Genomic DNA, 17972 nt, shown 5'->3' on the forward strand with positions numbered 1-17972 from the left:
GAGGATCCCTCTCGTTATTGGCCTGGTTGACCTTCTGATGCGCTGGCGTCCTGGCCGGCGATGGCCAGGGCCTCCTCGAGCACCTGCTGGTCGCCGATATGGTTGGCCAGCAGCAGGATCAGCCGGGCGTTGATGCGTTCGCTCTCGGCCTCGCTGCGCTCACGGTGCAGTTCGGTCAGCGCGGCATAGAAGGCGTCCGGGTCGGTGAAGTTGGGGTTGAGTTCAAGCCGTGGCATGGCGCACCTCCTCGGCATCAAGGTGACGGCCCAGCGCGTGATCGATCGCCGCCTCGACCTCGGCGGCGCTGACTTGGCGCCAGCGGGCGCTGACGTGCTGGTCGGGGCGGATCAGGTAGGCGACACCGCCGGTCAGGCCGTAGCGTTCGCCGACCAGGGTCTCCACGTCCTCGATCTGGCGGCTGCGCGGCAGCTCGGTCAGGGCATGCGGCGCAGGCCCGACGACCAGCAGATCGAGATCGGCCTGGCGTGCGAGCAGCGGCTCGAGTTCGGTCCTGAGCGCCTCGGCCCGGGCGCTGTCGACGCGGCCATCGAGCAGCAGCGTGAAACGATCGCCCAGCTGGTTGAGCAGCCAGGCGCGCCGCCCGGCCAGGCCGATCGGGGCATCCTTGGCCGGGCTGCCGGGGCGCAGCACGAGGGGCAGGCCCTCGGTCTCGGGGCCGTTGAGCGGCGAGTCGTCGTAGTGGCACGGCATGGAGAGGCGGCCACTGTTGACCAGGCGCCGGGCGAAGGGGTAGTGCTCGGCCAGCTCCAGCACGCTGTCGCGGAACAGCCGGCTGACGCGGCTCTTGGGCGTGATGAAGTCGGTGGCGCGGGTCGAGTTGAGGATGTTCTCGGCGGCGCCGTGCTGTCGCTCGTCGTTGTAGGTGGCGAGCAGCGCCGCGGGGGCCTGACCCTTGAGTACGCGGGCCAGTTTCCAGGCCAGGTTCTCGGTGCTCTGGATGGCACCGTTGGCGCCGCGGGCGCCGAAGGGCGAGACCTGATGGGCGGCGTCGCCCATGAAGAACACCCGGTTGTGAATGTAGTCATCCATCTTGCGGCAGCGGAAGGTGTAGACGCTGGCCCACTCCAGTTCGAACTCGACGTCTTCGCCGAGCATCGCCTGTACCCGCGGGCGGATGTTCTCCTCCTTCTTCTCCTCTTCCGGGTCGGCGTCCCAGCCCAGTTGGAAGTCGATGCGCCAGACGTTGTCCGGCTGGCGGTGCAGAAGCACCGACTGGTTGGGGTGGAAGGGCGGGTCGAACCAAAACCAGCGCTCGGTGGGGAAATCCGCCTTCATGATCACGTCGGCGATCAGGAAGCGATCCTGGAAGATCTGGCCGCGGCTCTCCAGGCCCAGCATGTCGCGGATCTTGCTGTTGGCGCCGTCGGCCACCAGCAGGTAGTCGCAGGCGAGGCGGTAGTCGCCGTCCTCGGTGCTGACCGTCACCTCGCTGCGTTCGGGGTGACTCGCGACCTCGGTGACCTTGTGTTTCCAGCGCAGGTCGATCAGGTCGCTGAGCGCGTCGGCGCGATCGACCAGGTACTCCTCGAAGTAGTACTGCTGCAGGTTGATGAAGGCCGGCATGCGGTGGCCTTCTTCCGGCAGCAGGTCGAAGTCGTAGACCTCGCGCTCCTGGAAGAACACGCGACCGCGCTGCCAGGTCACGCCCTTGTCGACCATGGGCTGGGCGCAGCCCAGGCGGTCGAGGATCTCCAGCGTGCGCTTGGCGAAGCAGATCGCCCGCGAGCCGACGCTGACGGTGTTGTTGTCGTCGAGCACCACGCTCGCGATGCCCTGCTGGGCCAGGTCGATGGCCATGGCCAGGCCGGTGGGGCCGGCGCCGACGATCACCACCGGGCAGTGGCGCACGCTTTCGCGGTCGAGCTCGGGCGGGCGTCGATACGGGTAGACGGGATTGTTGTAGGTAGTGGGCATGCTTCCTCCGACTGCGGCTGCTGCGGGGCAGGCCAGCGTCAGAATGCGGCGACCTGCCCCGGCACCACGCGCCAGGATTATTGTGAAAACAGCGCTTACTGGTTCTCGACCACTTCCTGCAGCGAGTGCCACATGGCCGTGTCGCGCTCGGCGGTCCAGATGCGCGGGTCGGGGTATTCGCCGCCGGCCTCGTCATAGCAGCGGGTGATGTCGAACGGCAGGCAGTGGTCGAAGATCACCCAGTGGCCGTACTTCGGCTTGAGCTTGGCGTAGGTCTCGGCGTAGCACTCGGAGAGCGACTTGCCGGCGGCCTTGCCCGCCTTGACGCTGTCGTACATGTCGGCGAGGAAGTCGCGGGTGCCCTGGATCGCCTCCTGGCACTGCTCGGGGGTGGTGAGCGCCTCGCCGCGGCCCGGCACCAGCTTCTGAGGAGCCATCGCCTGCAGGCGATCGAGAGTGGAAGGCCAGTCCTCGTGGTAGGCGTCGCCGGTGTAAGGGGTGGCGCCGTACTCGACCAGGTCGCCGGAGAACATCACCTTCTCTTCCGGTAGCCAGACGACGGTGTCGCCCTTGGTGTGGCCGCGGCCGAGGTGAATGATGCGCACCTCGCGCTTGCCCATGAAGACGGTGAGTTCCTTCTGGAACACGATGTTGGGCCAGGTCAGGCCGGGCACCGAGTCGACGCCCTTGAACAGGCGCGGGAAGCGACCGACTTCGGATTCGTAGTCCTGCTGGCCGCGCTCGACGATCAGGTCATAGGTGTTCTGGCTGGCGTAGATGTTCTCGGCCTCATAGGCCGAGGCGCCGAGCACGCGCACGGCGTGGTAGTGGCTCATCACCACGTGCTTGATCGGCAGGTCGGTGACCTCGCGGATACGGCGGATCACGTCCTGGGCCATGATCGGCGTGGCCTGGGTGTCGATCACCATCACGCTGTCGTCGCCGATCACCACGCCGGTGTTGGGGTCGCCCTCGGCGGTGTAGGCATAGAGGCCCTCGGCCAGCTTGGTGAAGCTGACCTGCTTCTCTTCGGTGTCGGCGTGGGAAGCGAATTTCTTGCTCATGGTTCCTCCAGTGTCGTCGGGGGCGTCACGGTGGGCGACGTCAAGGGGCCGCTGTTGGCCGCGTTCGATGGGCTGATTGCAGCGAGCATAGTTGCTATTGAAACTATATGTCCAGCAAGTCGCGGACCAGAAGCGTAGGGCAGGCGCCAGGGTTTGGGAAAAAGTTGCCTTGTATCATGGATTTTTGGCATTTCTGAGACCTAAGTCTAATGTATTATCGCCTCAAATTAGTTGCAGAGGAGAGTATCTGGCGGCAAGGTGACTGCATGTGGGAAACGGGCTGTCTCGCCCTTGCGGCCTCTGCCGACGAGCGCCAGCCCGAGAGACAACAACGAGACAAGCAACGTGGCGCGAGCACGCCTCCCGTGACGACCAGGAGCACGCAATGAAAAACACAAATCGCCTCATGATCGGCGCCCTGGCGGCGTTCGGTCTCAGCCTCACCGCGCCCGTGCTGGCCCAGGAAACCATTACCGTCAGCACCTGGGGCGGCCCCAACCACGGCATCAACACCCTCGTCTGGCCCACCTGGAAGGCGTGGATCGAGGAGGCCACCGAAGGGCGCGTGACCGTCGAGGTGGTGCACGACATGGGCCCGCCGGCCGCGCAGATGGAGATTGTCGCCGACGGCATCGCCGACGCCACCTGGATCTTTCACGGCCACATGTCGGGACGCTTCGAGCTGACCCAACTGCCGGAGTTCCCCACCTTCGAGGCGTTCACGTCGGAAGCGGCATCCGCCGCCTACTGGCGCACCTACCAGGAGTACCTGGCACAGGCGGAGGAACATCGCGGCGTCGACGTCATGGCCATGGGCGTGCATGGGCCGGGGCAGATATTCACCCGTGATCAGGTTGATTCCCTCGACCAGCTCTCCGGCAAGCGCGTGCGCGTCGGCGGCGGGGTAATGAGCGACCTGGCCAGCGCCATGAATGTCTCCGGCGTGGCGCTACCGCCGACCGGGGTCTACGAAGCGGCCTCCCAGGGCGTCATCGACGGCGCCATGCTGACGCTCGAGGGGCTGCGCAGCTTCCGCGTGGCCGAGGTGCTGCCGCATACCCTGACGGTGGATGGCGGTTTCTACCGCGGCAGCTTCGCCATCGTCATGAACCCGATGTTCTGGGATCAGGTCTCGCCCGAGGATCGCGAGGCGATCGAGGCCGTCTCCGGCGAGGATCTCTCGCGCCTGTTCGGCTACATGATGGATGCCATGGACGAGCGCGGCGTGGCTTTCGCCGAGGAGCAGGGCAATACGTTCACCGAAGCGTCGGATGAGGACATCGAGCGCCTGAGCGAGGTGACCGACGAGCTGATCGCCGAGTGGCATGATGCGGTGCAGGGCCGTGGTGTCGATACCGAGGCAGCTCTCGAGCACTTCCGCGAACAGCTCGCCCTGGCCACCGAAGGCGAGAGCATCGCCGATCGTGTCGTACGCCAGTAAACCCTTTCGACCCGCGGAGGCTTGATCATGCCGACCTCGTCGCCGTTCCTGTTGCGGGTCGGCCGTGTCATGCAGCTGACGCTGGAGGGGGTGGCGGGCGCCACCCTCTTCGCCATGATGCTGCTGACCACGGCGGACGTGACCGGACGCTACTTCTTCAATTCGCCGATCCTCGGTACCGTCGAGCTGACCCAGCTGATGCTGGCCGCGCTGGTGTTCCTGTCGCTGCCGGTGGTGTGCTGGCGCGAGGAGCACGTCAGCGTCGACCTGCTCGACAGCGTGTTTCCCGCGCGCCTGATCTGGATTCGCCAGGTGCTGGTCAACCTGATCGTCACCGGCGCGCTGTGGCTCATGGCCCGGCGGGTGTGGGCCCTGGGCGAGCGCGCCATGCAGTGGGGTGACGTGACCGAGTTCCTGCGCATCCCCAACGGTTACCTGATCTACCTGATGGCGATCATGCTGGCCGCTTCGGCCGCGCTGACCCTGCTGCGCGCGCTGTTCTATCTGCTCGAAGGCGTGGGTGTGATCGAGCGCGGCGGCCCGCTCAGTCCAGTGACCGAGCAGGGGGGACGCCATGACTGAGGCGTTGTACGGCTTCGCCGCCCTGCTGCTGCTGGCGTTTTTGCGCGTGCCGCTGGCGTTTGCCATGGGCATCGTCGGCTTCGCCGGCTTCTACTATCTGACCGGCAACTGGAACGCCGCCGAGTCGATGGCCGCGCGGCGGGTGATCGACACCGCCATGGACTACGGCCTGTCGGTGATCCCGCTGTTCATCCTGATGGGCAACCTGGTCTCCCATGCCGGCCTGTCGGACGCGCTGTTCCGCGCCTCCAACGGCTTCCTCGGCCACCGCAAGGGCGGCCAGGCCATGGCCACCATCGTCGCCTGCGGCGGCTTCAGCGCCATCTGCGGCTCGAGCCTCGCCACCTGCGCCACCATGGGCCGGGTAGCGATGCCGCAGATGCGCAAGTACGGCTACAAGGACACCCTGGCCTCGGCGTCGATCGCCGCCGGCGGCACGCTGGGGATCCTGATCCCGCCCAGCGTGATGCTGGTGATCTACGGCATCCTCACCGAGACCAGCATCCGCGAGCTGTTCGCCGCCGGCTTCATCCCCGGTATCCTCGGTATCGTGCTCTACCTTGGGTCGGTGAAGTGGGTGCTGTGGCGCGACCCCGACGCCGGCCCCGCCGGTGAGCGCGTGGCCTGGCCCGAACGCATGAGGGCACTCAAGAGCGTCGGCAGCACCCTGGCGCTGTTCGTGCTGGTGATCGGCGGCATCTACCTCGGCGTGTTCACCCCCACCGAAGCGGCCGGCATCGGCGCCATGGGCGCCTTCCTCATCGCCCTGTGGCGTCGCGCACTGACGCCCCAGGTGCTGATGAACGTACTGATGGACACCGTGCGCACCACCGCCATGCTGTTCGCCGTGGTACTCACCGCGCTGATCTTCGCCAACTTCATCAACCGCGCGGGGCTGCCGAGCGACCTGCTGGCGTTCGTCAACGGGCTCGACATGGCGCCGTTCCTGGTGATCCTGGTGATACTGGCCATCTACGTGCTGCTCGGCTGCGTGTTCGAGAGCATGTCGATGCTGCTCTTGACGGTGCCGGTGTTCTTCCCGGTGGTGGCGGGGCTCGGCTTCGACCTGGTGTGGTTCGGCATCCTGGTGGTGATCGTGATCGAGATCAGCCTGATCACGCCGCCGGTGGGGATGAACGTGTTCGTGCTGCGGGCGGTGCTGCCGGACGTGAGTACGGGGACGATCTTCCGCGGGGTGACGCCGTTCTGGGTGGCGGGGATGGCACGCGCGTTGCTGGTGCTGGTGTTCCCGGGTATCGTGCTGTTCCTGCCGCAACTGCTCTATTGAACGCTGCCCAGCGTAGGGTGAGGAGTCTCGAGAGATGAACACGGAAGAGCGCCAGGCCGGCCTCGCCAGGGAGGGTGACGAGGGCCTGGCCGAACCTTCGACCAAGCCGGAGCTGGATCTCAACCAGTTCCTGCCCTACCGGCTCAACAGCCTCGCCGATCGCATCAGCCAGGCGTTGGCCGAGCTCTACGAGGAGCGCTACCAGCTCAACATCGCGCAGTGGCGAGTGCTGGCGTGGCTCAGCCACTGCGACGAGCTGACGGCGAAAAAAGTCTGCAGCTACACCAACATGGACAAGGCCCGCGTGTCACGGGCGATCCAGGCGCTGGAGGAGCGGGGGCTGATCCGCCGCACCCCCGCCCCCGAGGACCAGCGCCAGCAGGATCTCCATCTCACCGCCGCCGGCCAGGCTCTGCTGGTCAAGTTGATTCCCGAGGCCCAGGCCTGGGAGGCGGAGCTGGTGGCAACCCTCACTGCCGGGGAGTATCGCGACCTGCTCAACGTGATGCGCAAGCTCGAACGCCAACTGGAGCGGATCGGGGAGCGCGGCTAGCTGCCCGGGCCAGGGCTCAGGCAAACTGGCGCGGCGCTTTCGAGCGACATCACCGGTCGCACGTGAAACCGGCCGGCCATGTTGCAGCGCGTGCGGCCCCGGCCGGCGAAGTCGACGAAGCAGTCCTGCTGGGAGTGGCCGCCGGCGCTGACCTGGGTCCAGTACCAGCCTGCCGGCGTATCGGGGAAGGCTTCGCCTTCGATGGCCGTGTTCCCGTCGCCCGCCTGCACCAGGCCGCGCAGCTCGAAGAAGCGCGGCAGACGCCACGGGCACTCGGCCGTGGCCATGGCGCCCAGGCGGGCCTCGGCCTCGGCCAGCGTGAGGCGCGCCGCCTCGCCGCGGCAGCGCCCCTCGTGGAATACCTGGCCCAGGCTGCAGCGCTCCCACACCAGCCCTCTGGCCGTGTCCTCGACGAGAGAGGCGATGGGAAAGCGGAAGCGGTCATCGGCGTGGCCGAGGGGGAGCGACGCCAGGAACAGCGCCAGCCCGACGGCGCCCGTGCGCGTCACGCCTCCGCGACCTGATCCTGGGCGGTGGGCACGCGCCCGCCGAGGCGGGCGGTGATCTCGGCGGCGGTCTCGCGCACCAGCGCACCCAGCTCCGGCAGCCGCGCTTCGGGAATCCGTGCCACCGGTCCCGAGACGGAGATCGCCGCCAGCGGGATGCCGTGCTCGTCGTGCAGGCAGGCAGCCACGCAGTGCAGGCCGATGGCATGCTCCTCGCGATCGCACGCATAGCCCTGCCGGCGCACCTGCGCCAGGTTGGCGCGCAGCGACTCGGCCGTGTACAGGGTGTTGGTGGTGACCCGATCGAGCCCCCGCTCGGCCAGCACCCGTTCGAACTCATCGTCCGGCAGCCAGGCCATCAGCGCCTTGCCCACGCCCGAGGCGTGCAGCGGCGCGCGCGAGCCGAGCCGGGTGATCATGCGCATCATCTGCGGCGACTCGCTCTGGGCCAAAAACACGGCAGTGGCGCCGTCGCGGATACCCAGGTTGGCGGTTTCGCCGGTCTGGGCCGTCAGGCGGCGCAGGAAGGGCCGGCTGGTGGCGACGAAGTCGCGCGCCTCGAGGAAGCTGTTGCCGATGCGGAAGGTCTTGACGTCGATCCTCCACACCCCGAGCTCGGTGTCCTGGGCGATGAAGCCCTGGCCCTGCAGGGCCTGCAGCAGGCGGTGGGTGGTGGAGGGGGCCAGGTCGACCATCTCGGCCAGTTCCGACAGCGCCAGGCCGCCCGGCGTGGCCGCCAGCCGCTCGAGCAGATTGAGCCCGCGCACCAGCGACTGGCTGTGGCCGCTGGCGCTCTTGCCGGGGCCGGGCGGGCGCCCCGCCGTTCTGCGTTTGACTTCACTCACCTGCGTATCCTTCCCCAATGATCTGGCTGGCCTGCCCTGCAGGCCAGCTACAGGATACCCCCTCGGCGCTGGCTTGTCTCGATTGCGGAAATGCCTTCCATACTACTTGTGCAGACGGGATGGCTAGCGATGGCGCCACTGGGGCTCCCGCTTGGCGATGAAGGCATCGATACCCTCGGCGGTATCCTCGGCCAGCATGTTGCAGGCCATGGTCTCGCCGGCCAGGGCGTAGGCTTCGTTCAACGGCATTTGCAGCTGGCGCTGGAACAGCGCCTTGCCGGTGCGCAGGGCCACGCGGCTCTTGGCGCAGAGGCTGGCGGTAAGTTCGCCGAGCACCTCGTCCAGCGCCTCGTCGTCGGCGACGCGGTTGATCAGCCCCCAGTCGAGCGCCTGCTCGGCATCGATGAACTCGCCGGTGAAAAGCATCTCCATGGCGCGCTTGCGGCCGATGTTGCGCGACAGCGCCACCGCCGGCGTGGAGCAGAACAGCCCCACGCCGATGCCCGATACCGCGAAGCGGGCCGACCTGGCCGCCACCGCCAGGTCGCAGCTGGCCACCAGCTGGCAGCCGGCGGCGGTGGCCAGCCCCTGGACCCGGGCGATGACCGGTACCGGCAGATGGACGATGCGCTGCATGACCTCGCCGCAGCGGGCGAACAGCTCTTGATAATAGGCCTTGTCGGGGTTGGCGCGCATCTCCTTGAGATCGTGTCCGGCACAGAAGGCGCGCCCCTCGGCGGCGACGACCACGCAGTGCACAGAGTCGTCGTGGGCCAGGCGGGAGAGTTCGCCGCCCAGCGCCTTGAGAACTTCTTCCGACAGCGCATTGAACTGGCGCGGCCGGTTCAGGGTAAGGGTCGCGACGCCGCGCTGGTCGCGACGAATCACCGGTCGCTCGTCGACAGTCGTATTCATTGTCGTATCCTGTAGAAACGTGCCCGTCACCAGCCTAGCCTGTCGTGCACGCTTTTCGTCAGTCCTGCGACCAAAGAGGGTGTGGCTTACCGCCAGGTGTGCACCCGCGAGAGCGAAGCATGAACGATTCCAACCACAATCATGACGAGTTGCACAAGGGCACGCCGCAAACGGGCAACCGGCTGCTGGCCGACGTCAGCCTGCCCGCGGCCGTGATCCACGAGCCGGCGCTGGCCCACAACCTGGCCTGGATGCAGCGCTTCTGCGATGCCCACGGCGCGCGTCTGGCTCCCCACGGCAAGACCACCATGTGTCCCGAGCTGTTCCAGCGCCAGCTCGCCGCCGGCGCCTGGGGCATCACCCTGGCCACGGCTGTCCAGTGCCGGGCGGCCTTCCGCCACGGCGTCAATCGCCTGCTGATGGCCAACCAGCTCGTCGGCGAGGCCAACATGGCGATCGTCGCCGGGCTGCTGGAGGCCGGGGCCGACTTCTACTGCGTGGTCGACAGCATCGCCAACGTCGAGCAATTGGCGCGCTATTTCACCGCCCGAGGCCTGCGCCTCAAGGTATTGATCGAGCTGGGGGTGCCCGGCGGACGCTGCGGCTGTCGCGACACCGACGAGGTGATGGCCCTGGCCGAGCGCATCGACAGCGAGCAGTCGCTGGTGCTTTCGGGCCTCGAGGGCTACGAGGGGGTAGTGCATGGCAGCGACCCCGAGCGCGCCGTGCGCGCCTATGCCTGGCAGCTGGTCGAGGCGGCCCAGGGTCTGGTGCGCGATGCCCTGTTCGAAACCTCGCAGCCGCTGATCACCGCGTCCGGCTCGGCCTGGTACGACATGATCGCGGGGGTGTTCCACGAGGCGCACCTGGGCAAACAGTTCGTGCCGGTGCTGCGCCCCGGCTGCTATGTGGTGCACGACCACGGCATCTATCGCCAGGCCCAGCGCGAGGTCCTCGCGCGTCGTCCGGAGCTTGAGCGGGGGCTCAAACCGGCGCTCGAAGTCTATGCCCAGGTGGTCTCGCTGCCCGAGCCAGGACTCGCCGTCATCGGCATGGGCAAGCGCGACATCGGTCACGACCAGCTGCCCGAGCCGCTGCGGCGCTATCGGGAAGGTGACGAACGACAGCGCCCGCTGCCGGTGGAGGGCTGGCAATTGACCAAGCTGATGGACCAGCACGCCTTCATCACCCTCCCCCCGGACGAGGGCGAGGCCGGCGCTGCCAACGGACGGACACGGGTAGGCGACATCGTCGCCTTCGGCGTTTCCCACCCCTGCCTGACCTTCGACAAGTGGCGACGCATCTGTCGCGTCGATGAGCGGCTCGAGGTGATCGAGGTGATGCAGACCTGCTTCTAGCTGCCTCGGGGACGTTGCAGCTCCCGCTCCACTTTCAGACGCGCCAGCCGGTCGCCGAACAGGTAGGCGCCGAGCGCTACCAGGATCAGGACCGCCCCCGTCAGCATCGAGGACGATGGCTGTTCCTGATTGAAGGTCATGCCCAGGCCCAGGGCCAGCACCGGCGTGATCAGCGTGACCAATGCCACGGTAGCCGCCGAGAGACGTGAAAGAATCAGGAAGTAACAAAGGAAGCCGAGCAGCGAACCGAATAGCGCCAGGTAGATGACCGACCACAGGCCACGTGAGCTCAGCGGTACCGTCAAGGGCTCGCCGCTGGCCAGCCACAGCACGAGGAAGCACGGCAGGCTCAGGGCCAGGGCGCCCAGGGTCTGCTCCAGCGGGCCGAGACCGGCGGCCACACGCTGCACGGCGATGCCGCTGGCGCTGAACAGGGTCACGGCGAGCAGCATCATCAGCAGGGCCGGCAGCTGGTCGCTACCCAGTACCAGGCTGTCGGCGAATACCACGGCCAGCCCCAGCACGCCGAGCGTGCAACCGAACCAGTGCCAGCGGCGCAGCTTCACGGCGCCGGGCAGCAGTTGCAGGATCAGCCCCGAGACCAGCGGTGCCATGCCGAACATCACCGACATCATGCCGGAGGGTAGCGTCATCGAGGCGTGATAACTCAATGCCATGGCGCCAAACACCCCGGGAACCGCCGCTGCGTAGCTTTTCATGGCTTGCTTGTCCCTACGCAGGCCACGGCGCATTGCCATCAGCACCACGAGCCCCGCCAGGAAGGCGAATGCCATGCGCAACAGCACGCTGCCCACGGGGGCTCCCGCTTCGGCGCTCCACTTGATGGCCAGTGGCGTGGTGGCCCATACCAGCACTACGATCACGTAGGCGGCGGCAGTTGGCATGCGGTCTTCCTTGGCATAGGGAATGCGCGAGTGCGCTTCGAAGCATAATCATTAGCACAGCAATGGCTTCTGCGTCGAACCGGCAGGAGGGAATCGAGGCTCTGCTGTGCCTGAACGAGCCATCACACGGGACGGTCGTGAACCGGGGCGTCATATCTGGCATCTTGCTTAGGGGCGCGCGGCCGTGCGCCTCCCCTTTTCTGCACGCAAGTTCTGAACGCAAGTGTTCTGCCGGGCGCGGGGGATAGCATCCCTGCCGCTCTGCCATGTCAGGCATGATCGACCGCGAGGTATCGATGAAAGACGCACAGTGTCTGGGTATCCTGCTACCCGAGGATGGTCCGCCCGATTACGAATGGTACGGTTTGGACCAGCGGAGCAAACCTGACGCCGATGAGTTGCCGACCATCGCCGTTGGCAAGGTCCTCAGCGATGGCCACCATGAACACACCGCCCTGATGGCGCTCGGCGCTACCGATCGCCTCGCTGCGGTGGGTGAGTCGCTGGTCAGGGACGCCGGGGCCCGGGCGGTCGTCTGGGCCTGCACCAGCGGCAGCTTCATCGGCGGGCTGGAGTGGTCTATTGGCCAGTCCCGCGAGCTTTCGCACTGGCTCGGTGTGCCCGTCACCAGTACCGCCATGGCGTTTCGCGCTGCCCTGGCCGCGCTCGATCAGCGCCGGGTCGACCTGCTGAGCCCCTACCCACCGGAGGTCACGGAACAGCTGGTGCAGTTCCTGCACGACAGCGATGTGAAGGTGGACAACCTGCAGGCGCTGAACTGTCCCTACGCGGCCGACTCCCACCGGCTCGACATCGTCACGACGGTACGCGACTTCGCCAACGAACACGGGGCGTCGCGCAACCCCCTGCTGGTGCCCGATACGGCAATCAATACCCTCGAGCTGGTCGAGGCGATGCAGCGTGAGGCTGGCCGAATGGTGCTGACGGCGAACCAGGTGAGCCTGTGGGCGGGCCTGCGGTTGCTGGAGCGTCGCGGTGGTCCGGCCCGCTATCTACAGGCGCTCACCGAGACCAACTTGCCGCACGCCTGACATCCCCATCGACGGCACCGAGGCGTGGCGCTGTCTGTAGGCCATAACCTGGGTTAGGAAGTCATGAGAAGCGGTTCTGATATGTTCCAAACAGGGCGCGAAGATCTGTCATTGGAGGATGAATGAGCGACGAACTGAGCGAGTTCGAGCGGAGCATCAAGCGCGAGATCGATGCCTTCATGAAGCCCGGCCACGAGCCGTCGCCGGCGCGCGACCTGCTGGGCGATAAGAAGGACGAGCAACAAAGTCGCGGCAAGAAGAAGAGTGCCGGCACGGAAGCGGCCGGGAAGTCTGCCCAGTCCTACAAGACCGGACACCTGGTTCGGCTCGCGGTGAGAACGCGCAAGCTGGAAGTCGACACCGTGTTCGAGCATCGCTCCACCAGCATTTCCAAGCTGGAAGCCCAGCTCGAGGCCGAGAAGGCCGCCCGCAAAGCCGGCTACCCGATCGTCGGCTATGTGATCGATATCCAGAGCCTCTAGCAACCCGGAGCGGGTGCCGGCACGCGCGAACGCGGCCGGGTGCGGCGAAGCAAGAAGCCGCCGCGCCGGGAGCGCGACGGCTTGAGGTGTAACCGGCCCTTACTCCTCGAAGTTGGTCTCGGAGTAGAGTACCCGCACGCGCAGGGTGTGCTCGACCTGGCGCAGCGCCTCGAGCGCCTGTGGCCCGTAGGCCTTGTCGACGTCGATGACCACGTAACCGACCTTCTCGTTGGTCTGCAGGTACTGGCCGGAGATGTTGATGTCGTTCTCGGAGAGCACCCGGTTGATTTCGGAGAGCACGCCCGGCACGTTGTCGTGGATGTGCAGCACGCGGTGCTTGTCCGGGTGAGCGGGCAGTGCCACCTCGGGGAAGTTGACCGAGGTGACGGTGGTGCCGTTGTCCGAGTAGGTGATCATCTTCTCGGAGACCTCGATGCCGATGTTCTCCTGGGCCTCGAGGGTGGAGCCGCCGATGTGCGGGGTGAGGATCACGTTGGGCAGGCCGCGCAGCGGGCTGACGAACTCCTCGTCGTTGCCCTTGGGCTCCACCGGGAAGACGTCGATGGCGGCGCCGTAGAGGCGGCCGGCCTGAAGCGCCTCGGCCAGGTCCTCGATCACCACCACGCTGCCGCGGGAGGCGTTGATCAGGATGCCGCTGGGCTTCATCAGCGCCAGCTGGTCCTTGGCGATCATCCACTTGGTGGAGGGCAGCTCGGGCACGTGCAGGCTGACCACGTCGGCACGCGCCAGGAGTTCCTCGAGGCTCGCCACCTGGCTGGCGTTGCCCATGCCGAGCTTGGTCACCACGTCATAGAAGATGACGTTGAAGCCGAGCGACTCGGCCAGCACCGAGAGCTGGGCGCCGATGTTGCCGTAACCGACGATGCCCAAGGTCTTGCCACGCGCCTCGTGGGAGGCCTTGGCGCTCTTCAGCCAGCCGCCCTGGTGGGCGCGGGCGTTCTTCTCGGGGATGCCGCGAAGCAGCATGATGGCCTCGGCCAGCACCAGTTCGGCCACCGAGCGGGTGTTGGAGTAGGGCGCGTTGAATACCGGGATGCCGCGCGAGAGCGCCGCCTTGAGATCGACCTGGTTGGTGCCGATGCAGAAGCAGCCCACGGCGTTGAGCTTCTCGGCGGCGGCGAACACGCGCTCGTTGAGCTGGGTGCGCGAGCGGATGCCGAGGAAGTGGACGTCGCGGATCTTGTCGATCAGCGTGGCTTCGTCGAGCGAGGTGGGCAGATGCTCGATGTTGGTGTAACCGGCATTCAGGAAATTGTCCACCGCGCTCTGGTGGACGCCCTCGAGCAGCAGGATCTTGATCTTGCTCTTGTCCAGGGACGTTTTGGCCATGGTCGAATCAACCCCTTCTTGGTGCGCCGCGTGCTGGAAACAGGGCGCTCATGGTAACACAACCGCTACGCGCGAAGATGAAAATGCTGCGTCGCGAAGATGAGCACGCTGCACGTTGCGGGGGGCGGTCAGGCCTTCCTGGGCAGTGCGTACAAGGCAGGGCGTGTATACTGTGCCTCCTGTGATCAGCGGCGACGAGCTAGAGGTGTCATGGCCGAGCGTGACAAGCAAGCGTCAAGCGAGATGGCGGCAGGCGAGGAGGCCGAGGCCGATTTCGCCACTACCGTGGAGCGACTGGAACAGCTGGTGGAGCGGCTGGAGTCCGGCGAGCTGTCGCTGGAGGGCTCGCTCGCCGCGTTCGAGCAGGGCGTGCGCCTGACCCGTGACGCCCAGCGCCGGCTGGACGAAGCCGAGCTGCGGGTGCGCACCCTGATCGAGCGCCCCGACGGCAGCATCGATTTTGCCCCCTTCGACGCCCCAGCGGGGGAGGACGAGAGTGAACGCTGACTCGTTCGCGGCCCACCTGGCCGCCGACCGGGCACGTGTCGACGCCTGCCTGGCGCAGCTGTTCGACGCCCGCCAGGCCGCGGCGCCGCGGCTGGAGGCGGCGATGCGCCACGGGCTGCTGGTGGGCGGCAAGCGCCTGCGGCCGCTGCTGGTCTACCTGGCCGGGCGCGCGCTGGGGGCGAGCGACGAGGCGCTCGATGCCCCGGCCGCCGCCATCGAGCTGGTCCATGCCTACTCGCTGGTTCACGACGACCTGCCGGCCATGGACGACGACGACCTGCGCCGCGGCCAGCCCACGGTGCACCGCGCCTTCGACGAGGCCACGGCGATACTCGCCGGCGATGCGCTGCAGACGCTGGCCTTCGAAGTGCTCGCTCGTGCCGCCCACCCGCGCCTGCCGGCCCTGATGCTGGCGCTGGCCAGCGCCGCCGGGCGCGACGGCATGGTCGGCGGCCAGGCGCTGGACCTGGCCGCCGTTGGCGGCCACCCTGACGTGGAGGCGCTGGCCACCATGCACGCCCACAAGACCGGTGCGCTGATTCGCGCCGCCGTGCGTATGGGGGCGCTGACCGCCGTGGCCGAACACGACCCCCGCGTCGGGGCGCTGGATCGCTACGCCACGGCACTCGGCTTGGCCTTCCAGATTCACGACGACGTTCTCGACGTCACCGGCGATACCCGGACCCTGGGCAAGACCTCGGGGGCCGACGCCGCGCGCGACAAGCCGACCTATCCGGCACTGCTGGGCCTCGAGAGGGCCCGGCGCAAGGCCAGCGAGCTCACCGACGAGGCCCTGCTGGCCCTGGCGCCACTGGGCGAAGCGGGTGAGCCGCTCGCGCAGCTGGCCCGCTACATGATCGAGCGCGACCACTAGCCACACGGCATGACAGCCAGGACGACCGAACCGTACATGAAGCTCTACGATGTAATTCCAGTCGAGCGCCCGCTGACCCCGCTGCTCGATTCGCTGGACACGCCGGCGGCACTGCGGGCCATGACGAATGCCCAACTGCTGCAGGTGGCCGACGAGCTGCGCGCCTACTTGCTCTACAGCGTGGGCCGCAGCGGCGGCCACTTCGGTGCCGGCCTGGGCGTGGTGGAACTCAGCGTGGCGCTGCACCACGCGCTGGAGACGCCTCACGACCGGCTGGTGTGGGATGTCGGTCATCAGGCCTATCCGCACAAGATCCTCACCGGGCGGCGCGAGGCGATGCCCAGCATTCGCCAATACGGCGGCCTGGCCGCCTTCCCGCGGCGCGCCGAGTCGCCCTACGACACCTTCGGCGTGGGCCACTCCAGCACCTCGATCTCGGCAGCGTTGGGCATGGCCCTGGCCAGCGCCACCCGGGGCGACCGGCGCCGGGTATGCGCGGTGATCGGCGACGGCGCGCTGACCGCCGGCATGGCCTTCGAGGCATTGGCCCATGCCGGCCACCTGGACGCCAACCTGCTGGTGGTGCTCAACGACAACGAGATGTCGATCTCCGAGAACGTCGGCGGTATCGCCAGCTACCTGGCGGGCATCCTGTCGAGCAAGCCCTATCTTACCTTCCGCGAAGAGGGCAAGCGGGTGCTCTCTCGCCTACCGGGCGCGCTGGAGCTGGCGCGGCGCACCGAGGAGCACATGAAGGGCATGGTCAGCCCGGCCACGCTGTTCGAGGAGATGGGCTTCAACTACATCGGCCCGCTCGACGGCCATGACCTGCCCACCCTGATCCAGACCCTGCGCAACATCCGCGACCTCGACGGCCCGCAGTTCCTCCACGTAAAGACCCGCAAGGGGCGCGGCTTCCTGCCCGCCGAGGCCGACCCCATCGGCTACCACGCCATCACCAAGCTGGAAAAGAGTGAGCCGGAGAAGAACGGCAATGCGCCGACGAGCCGGCCCGTCGCACCGGCCAAGAAGAAGTCCCCCAAGTACTGCAACGTTTTCGGCGAGTGGCTGTGCGACATGGCCGCCGTCGACGAGCGCCTGATCGGTATCACCCCGGCGATGCGCGAAGGCTCCGACCTGATCCGCTTCTCCAAGGAGTACCCGGAGCGCTACTACGACGTCGCCATCGCCGAGCAGCATGCGGTGACGCTGGCGGCCGGCATGGCCTGCGAGGCGATGAAGCCGGTGGTGGCGATCTACTCCACCTTCCTGCAGCGCGGCTACGATCAGCTGATCCACGACGTGGCGGTGCAGGGGCTCGATGTCACCTTCGCCATCGACCGCGCCGGCCTGGTGGGCGAGGATGGCCCCACCCACCACGGCAGCCTGGACCTCTCCTACCTGCGCTGCGTGCCGGGCATGGTGATCCTGGCGCCGGCCGACGAGGCGGAGTGCCGCGCCATGCTCAGCGCCGCCTACCACTATCCTGGCCCCGCCGCGGTGCGCTACCCCCGCGGCACGGGCCCGGGGGTGGCGATACCCGCGCACCTCGAGCCGCTGGAGATCGGCAAGGCCGAGCGGCGCCGCGAGAGCGGCGTCGAGACGGGCAAGCGTATTGCCCTGCTTGCGTTCGGCAGCCTCAACGGCCCGGCCGCAGAGGTGGCCGAGGCTCTCGACGCCACGCACCTCAACATGCGCTCGGTCAAGCCGCTGGACCGCGAGGCGATCCTGGCCGCCGCCGCCGATCATGAGCTGCTGGTCACCCTCGAGGAGAACGTAGTGGCCGGCGGCGCCGGCAGCGGCGTGAACGAGCTGCTCGCTGCCGAGGGCGTACCGGCCGCCCTGCTCAACCTGGGCCTGCCCGACGCCTTCGTCGAGCACGGCAAGCCCGCCGAGCTGCTGGCCGAGTGCGGCCTGGACGCCGCCGGTATCGAGGCGGCGATACGCGCTCGCCTCGGCTGACCCCCTCTCGCCGCCAAGTCGCCGCAATCGGCCGGGTATCGCCCGGCCGAGTTCTTTCCACTCTGCGGTGCAATTTCTTCATCTCGCCAACCCCATCGGCATGAGGTTGGCCGAGGTAATTGGCGCATCGGCTTGCCCTATATTTCTTATATTGTTGTAGCTAATTTCCTACAGGGTTTGTAAGACATTGCCGCTTCGGCATGTCGTCCTGTGCCTGCGCGGGTCTAGCGACCCGCACCGCTTCGCTGATGGCAGCGGAATCGTGTAAGCCAGTACGTCCTCGCGTTAAGGCTCTGTAACCCTCGGCGCCGCCAAAGCGCCATTTGGCAAGCGCCGGCTGCCTGATTACCCTC

The 17972-nt window shown here is 67.3% G+C and carries 18 protein-coding genes; 10 read left to right on the top strand and 8 right to left on the bottom strand.

Annotation, left to right across the window (positions count from 1 at the left end):
• Positions 1-14 precede the first annotated feature (14 nt).
• From HNO51_RS00365 to HNO51_RS00375, 3 genes are all read right to left on the bottom strand, one after another.
• Entirely contained in the window at positions 15-236 is a 222-nt protein-coding gene (locus tag HNO51_RS00365) for a DUF2783 domain-containing protein (protein ID WP_197449127.1), read from the bottom strand.
• Entirely contained in the window at positions 223-1935 is a 1713-nt protein-coding gene (locus tag HNO51_RS00370; RefSeq protein ID WP_209538238.1) for an FAD-dependent oxidoreductase, read from the bottom strand. The genes HNO51_RS00365 and HNO51_RS00370 overlap by 14 nt, the downstream gene beginning before the upstream one ends.
• A gap of 95 nt (positions 1936-2030) precedes the next feature.
• Entirely contained in the window at positions 2031-2999 is a 969-nt protein-coding gene (locus tag HNO51_RS00375; protein ID WP_197449129.1) for an MBL fold metallo-hydrolase, read from the bottom strand.
• Between the two features lie 385 nt (positions 3000-3384).
• On the opposite strand from HNO51_RS00375, the gene HNO51_RS00380 reads away from it, so the two are divergent.
• Genes HNO51_RS00380 through HNO51_RS00395 form a run of 4 tightly spaced genes read left to right on the top strand, consistent with a single transcriptional unit; the run spans position 3385 to position 6863 of the window.
• Entirely contained in the window at positions 3385-4440 is a 1056-nt protein-coding gene (locus tag HNO51_RS00380) for a TRAP transporter substrate-binding protein (RefSeq protein WP_197449130.1), read from the top strand.
• A 27-nt stretch (positions 4441-4467) separates the two neighbouring features.
• Positions 4468-5022: a TRAP transporter small permease gene (locus HNO51_RS00385; RefSeq protein ID WP_197449131.1), complete on the top strand. Its 555-nt coding sequence runs from the start codon at positions 4468-4470 to the stop codon at positions 5020-5022.
• Complete coding sequence (locus HNO51_RS00390; RefSeq protein ID WP_209538239.1) at positions 5015-6310, top strand: TRAP transporter large permease; 1296 nt, start codon at positions 5015-5017, stop codon at positions 6308-6310. The genes HNO51_RS00385 and HNO51_RS00390 overlap by 8 nt, the downstream gene beginning before the upstream one ends.
• Positions 6311-6344: 34 nt before the next feature.
• The gene (locus tag HNO51_RS00395) at positions 6345-6863 is read left to right on the top strand and encodes a MarR family winged helix-turn-helix transcriptional regulator (RefSeq protein WP_234283668.1); all 519 of its coding nucleotides are present in this window, start codon (positions 6345-6347) and stop codon (positions 6861-6863) included.
• Here HNO51_RS00395 and HNO51_RS00400 read toward each other — a convergent pair.
• The 3 genes from HNO51_RS00400 to HNO51_RS00410 all read right to left on the bottom strand — a co-directional run bounded on the left by HNO51_RS00400 (position 6860) and on the right by HNO51_RS00410 (position 9129).
• The gene (locus tag HNO51_RS00400) at positions 6860-7372 is read right to left on the bottom strand and encodes an Lcl C-terminal domain-containing protein (RefSeq protein WP_197449132.1); all 513 of its coding nucleotides are present in this window, start codon (positions 7370-7372) and stop codon (positions 6860-6862) included. The two genes, HNO51_RS00395 and HNO51_RS00400, sit on opposite strands and share 4 nt — an antisense overlap.
• Positions 7369-8214, bottom strand: a complete 846-nt coding sequence (locus HNO51_RS00405) for an IclR family transcriptional regulator domain-containing protein (RefSeq protein ID WP_197449133.1) — start codon at positions 8212-8214, stop codon at positions 7369-7371. The genes HNO51_RS00400 and HNO51_RS00405 overlap by 4 nt, the downstream gene beginning before the upstream one ends.
• A gap of 123 nt (positions 8215-8337) precedes the next feature.
• Positions 8338-9129: an enoyl-CoA hydratase gene (locus tag HNO51_RS00410; protein ID WP_197449134.1), complete on the bottom strand. Its 792-nt coding sequence runs from the start codon at positions 9127-9129 to the stop codon at positions 8338-8340.
• 119 nt (positions 9130-9248) lie between these two features.
• Between HNO51_RS00410 and HNO51_RS00415 the strand changes: the two genes are divergently transcribed.
• Positions 9249-10487, top strand: a complete 1239-nt coding sequence (locus tag HNO51_RS00415) for an amino acid deaminase (RefSeq protein ID WP_209538240.1) — start codon at positions 9249-9251, stop codon at positions 10485-10487.
• On the opposite strand, the gene HNO51_RS00420 is transcribed toward HNO51_RS00415, so the two are convergent.
• Entirely contained in the window at positions 10484-11392 is a 909-nt protein-coding gene (locus HNO51_RS00420; RefSeq protein ID WP_209538241.1) for a DMT family transporter, read from the bottom strand. The two genes, HNO51_RS00415 and HNO51_RS00420, sit on opposite strands and share 4 nt — an antisense overlap.
• A gap of 296 nt (positions 11393-11688) precedes the next feature.
• Between HNO51_RS00420 and HNO51_RS00425 the strand changes: the two genes are divergently transcribed.
• Positions 11689-12444 (top strand): aspartate racemase/maleate isomerase family protein, encoded by a 756-nt coding sequence (locus HNO51_RS00425; protein WP_197449137.1) that lies wholly within the window; start codon positions 11689-11691, stop codon positions 12442-12444.
• 122 nt (positions 12445-12566) lie between these two features.
• Entirely contained in the window at positions 12567-12926 is a 360-nt protein-coding gene (locus HNO51_RS00430) for a hypothetical protein (protein ID WP_209538242.1), read from the top strand.
• A 99-nt stretch (positions 12927-13025) separates the two neighbouring features.
• Here HNO51_RS00430 and serA read toward each other — a convergent pair whose 3' ends face one another.
• Positions 13026-14276, bottom strand: a complete 1251-nt coding sequence (gene serA / locus HNO51_RS00435) for a phosphoglycerate dehydrogenase (RefSeq protein ID WP_197449139.1) — start codon at positions 14274-14276, stop codon at positions 13026-13028.
• 210 nt (positions 14277-14486) lie between these two features.
• On the opposite strand from serA, the gene HNO51_RS00440 reads away from it, so the two are divergent.
• The 3 genes from HNO51_RS00440 to dxs are packed head-to-tail and all read left to right on the top strand — an operon-like array spanning position 14487 to position 17619.
• Positions 14487-14783 carry an exodeoxyribonuclease VII small subunit gene (locus tag HNO51_RS00440; RefSeq protein ID WP_197449140.1) on the top strand — a complete coding sequence of 99 codons (297 nt, stop codon included), beginning with the start codon at positions 14487-14489 and terminating at the stop codon, positions 14781-14783.
• A complete protein-coding gene (ispA, locus tag HNO51_RS00445; RefSeq protein WP_209538243.1) occupies positions 14773-15657 on the top strand; it encodes a (2E,6E)-farnesyl diphosphate synthase in 885 nt (294 codons plus the stop codon). Before HNO51_RS00440 ends, ispA begins: the two co-directional genes overlap by 11 nt.
• Positions 15658-15693: 36 nt before the next feature.
• Positions 15694-17619, top strand: coding sequence for a 1-deoxy-D-xylulose-5-phosphate synthase (gene dxs, locus HNO51_RS00450; RefSeq protein WP_197449142.1), 1926 nt, complete (start codon positions 15694-15696; stop codon positions 17617-17619).
• Positions 17620-17972 lie beyond the last annotated feature (353 nt).

The organism is Billgrantia sulfidoxydans, from assembly GCF_017868775.1.
GTDB lineage: Bacteria > Pseudomonadota > Gammaproteobacteria > Pseudomonadales > Halomonadaceae > Halomonas > Halomonas sulfidoxydans.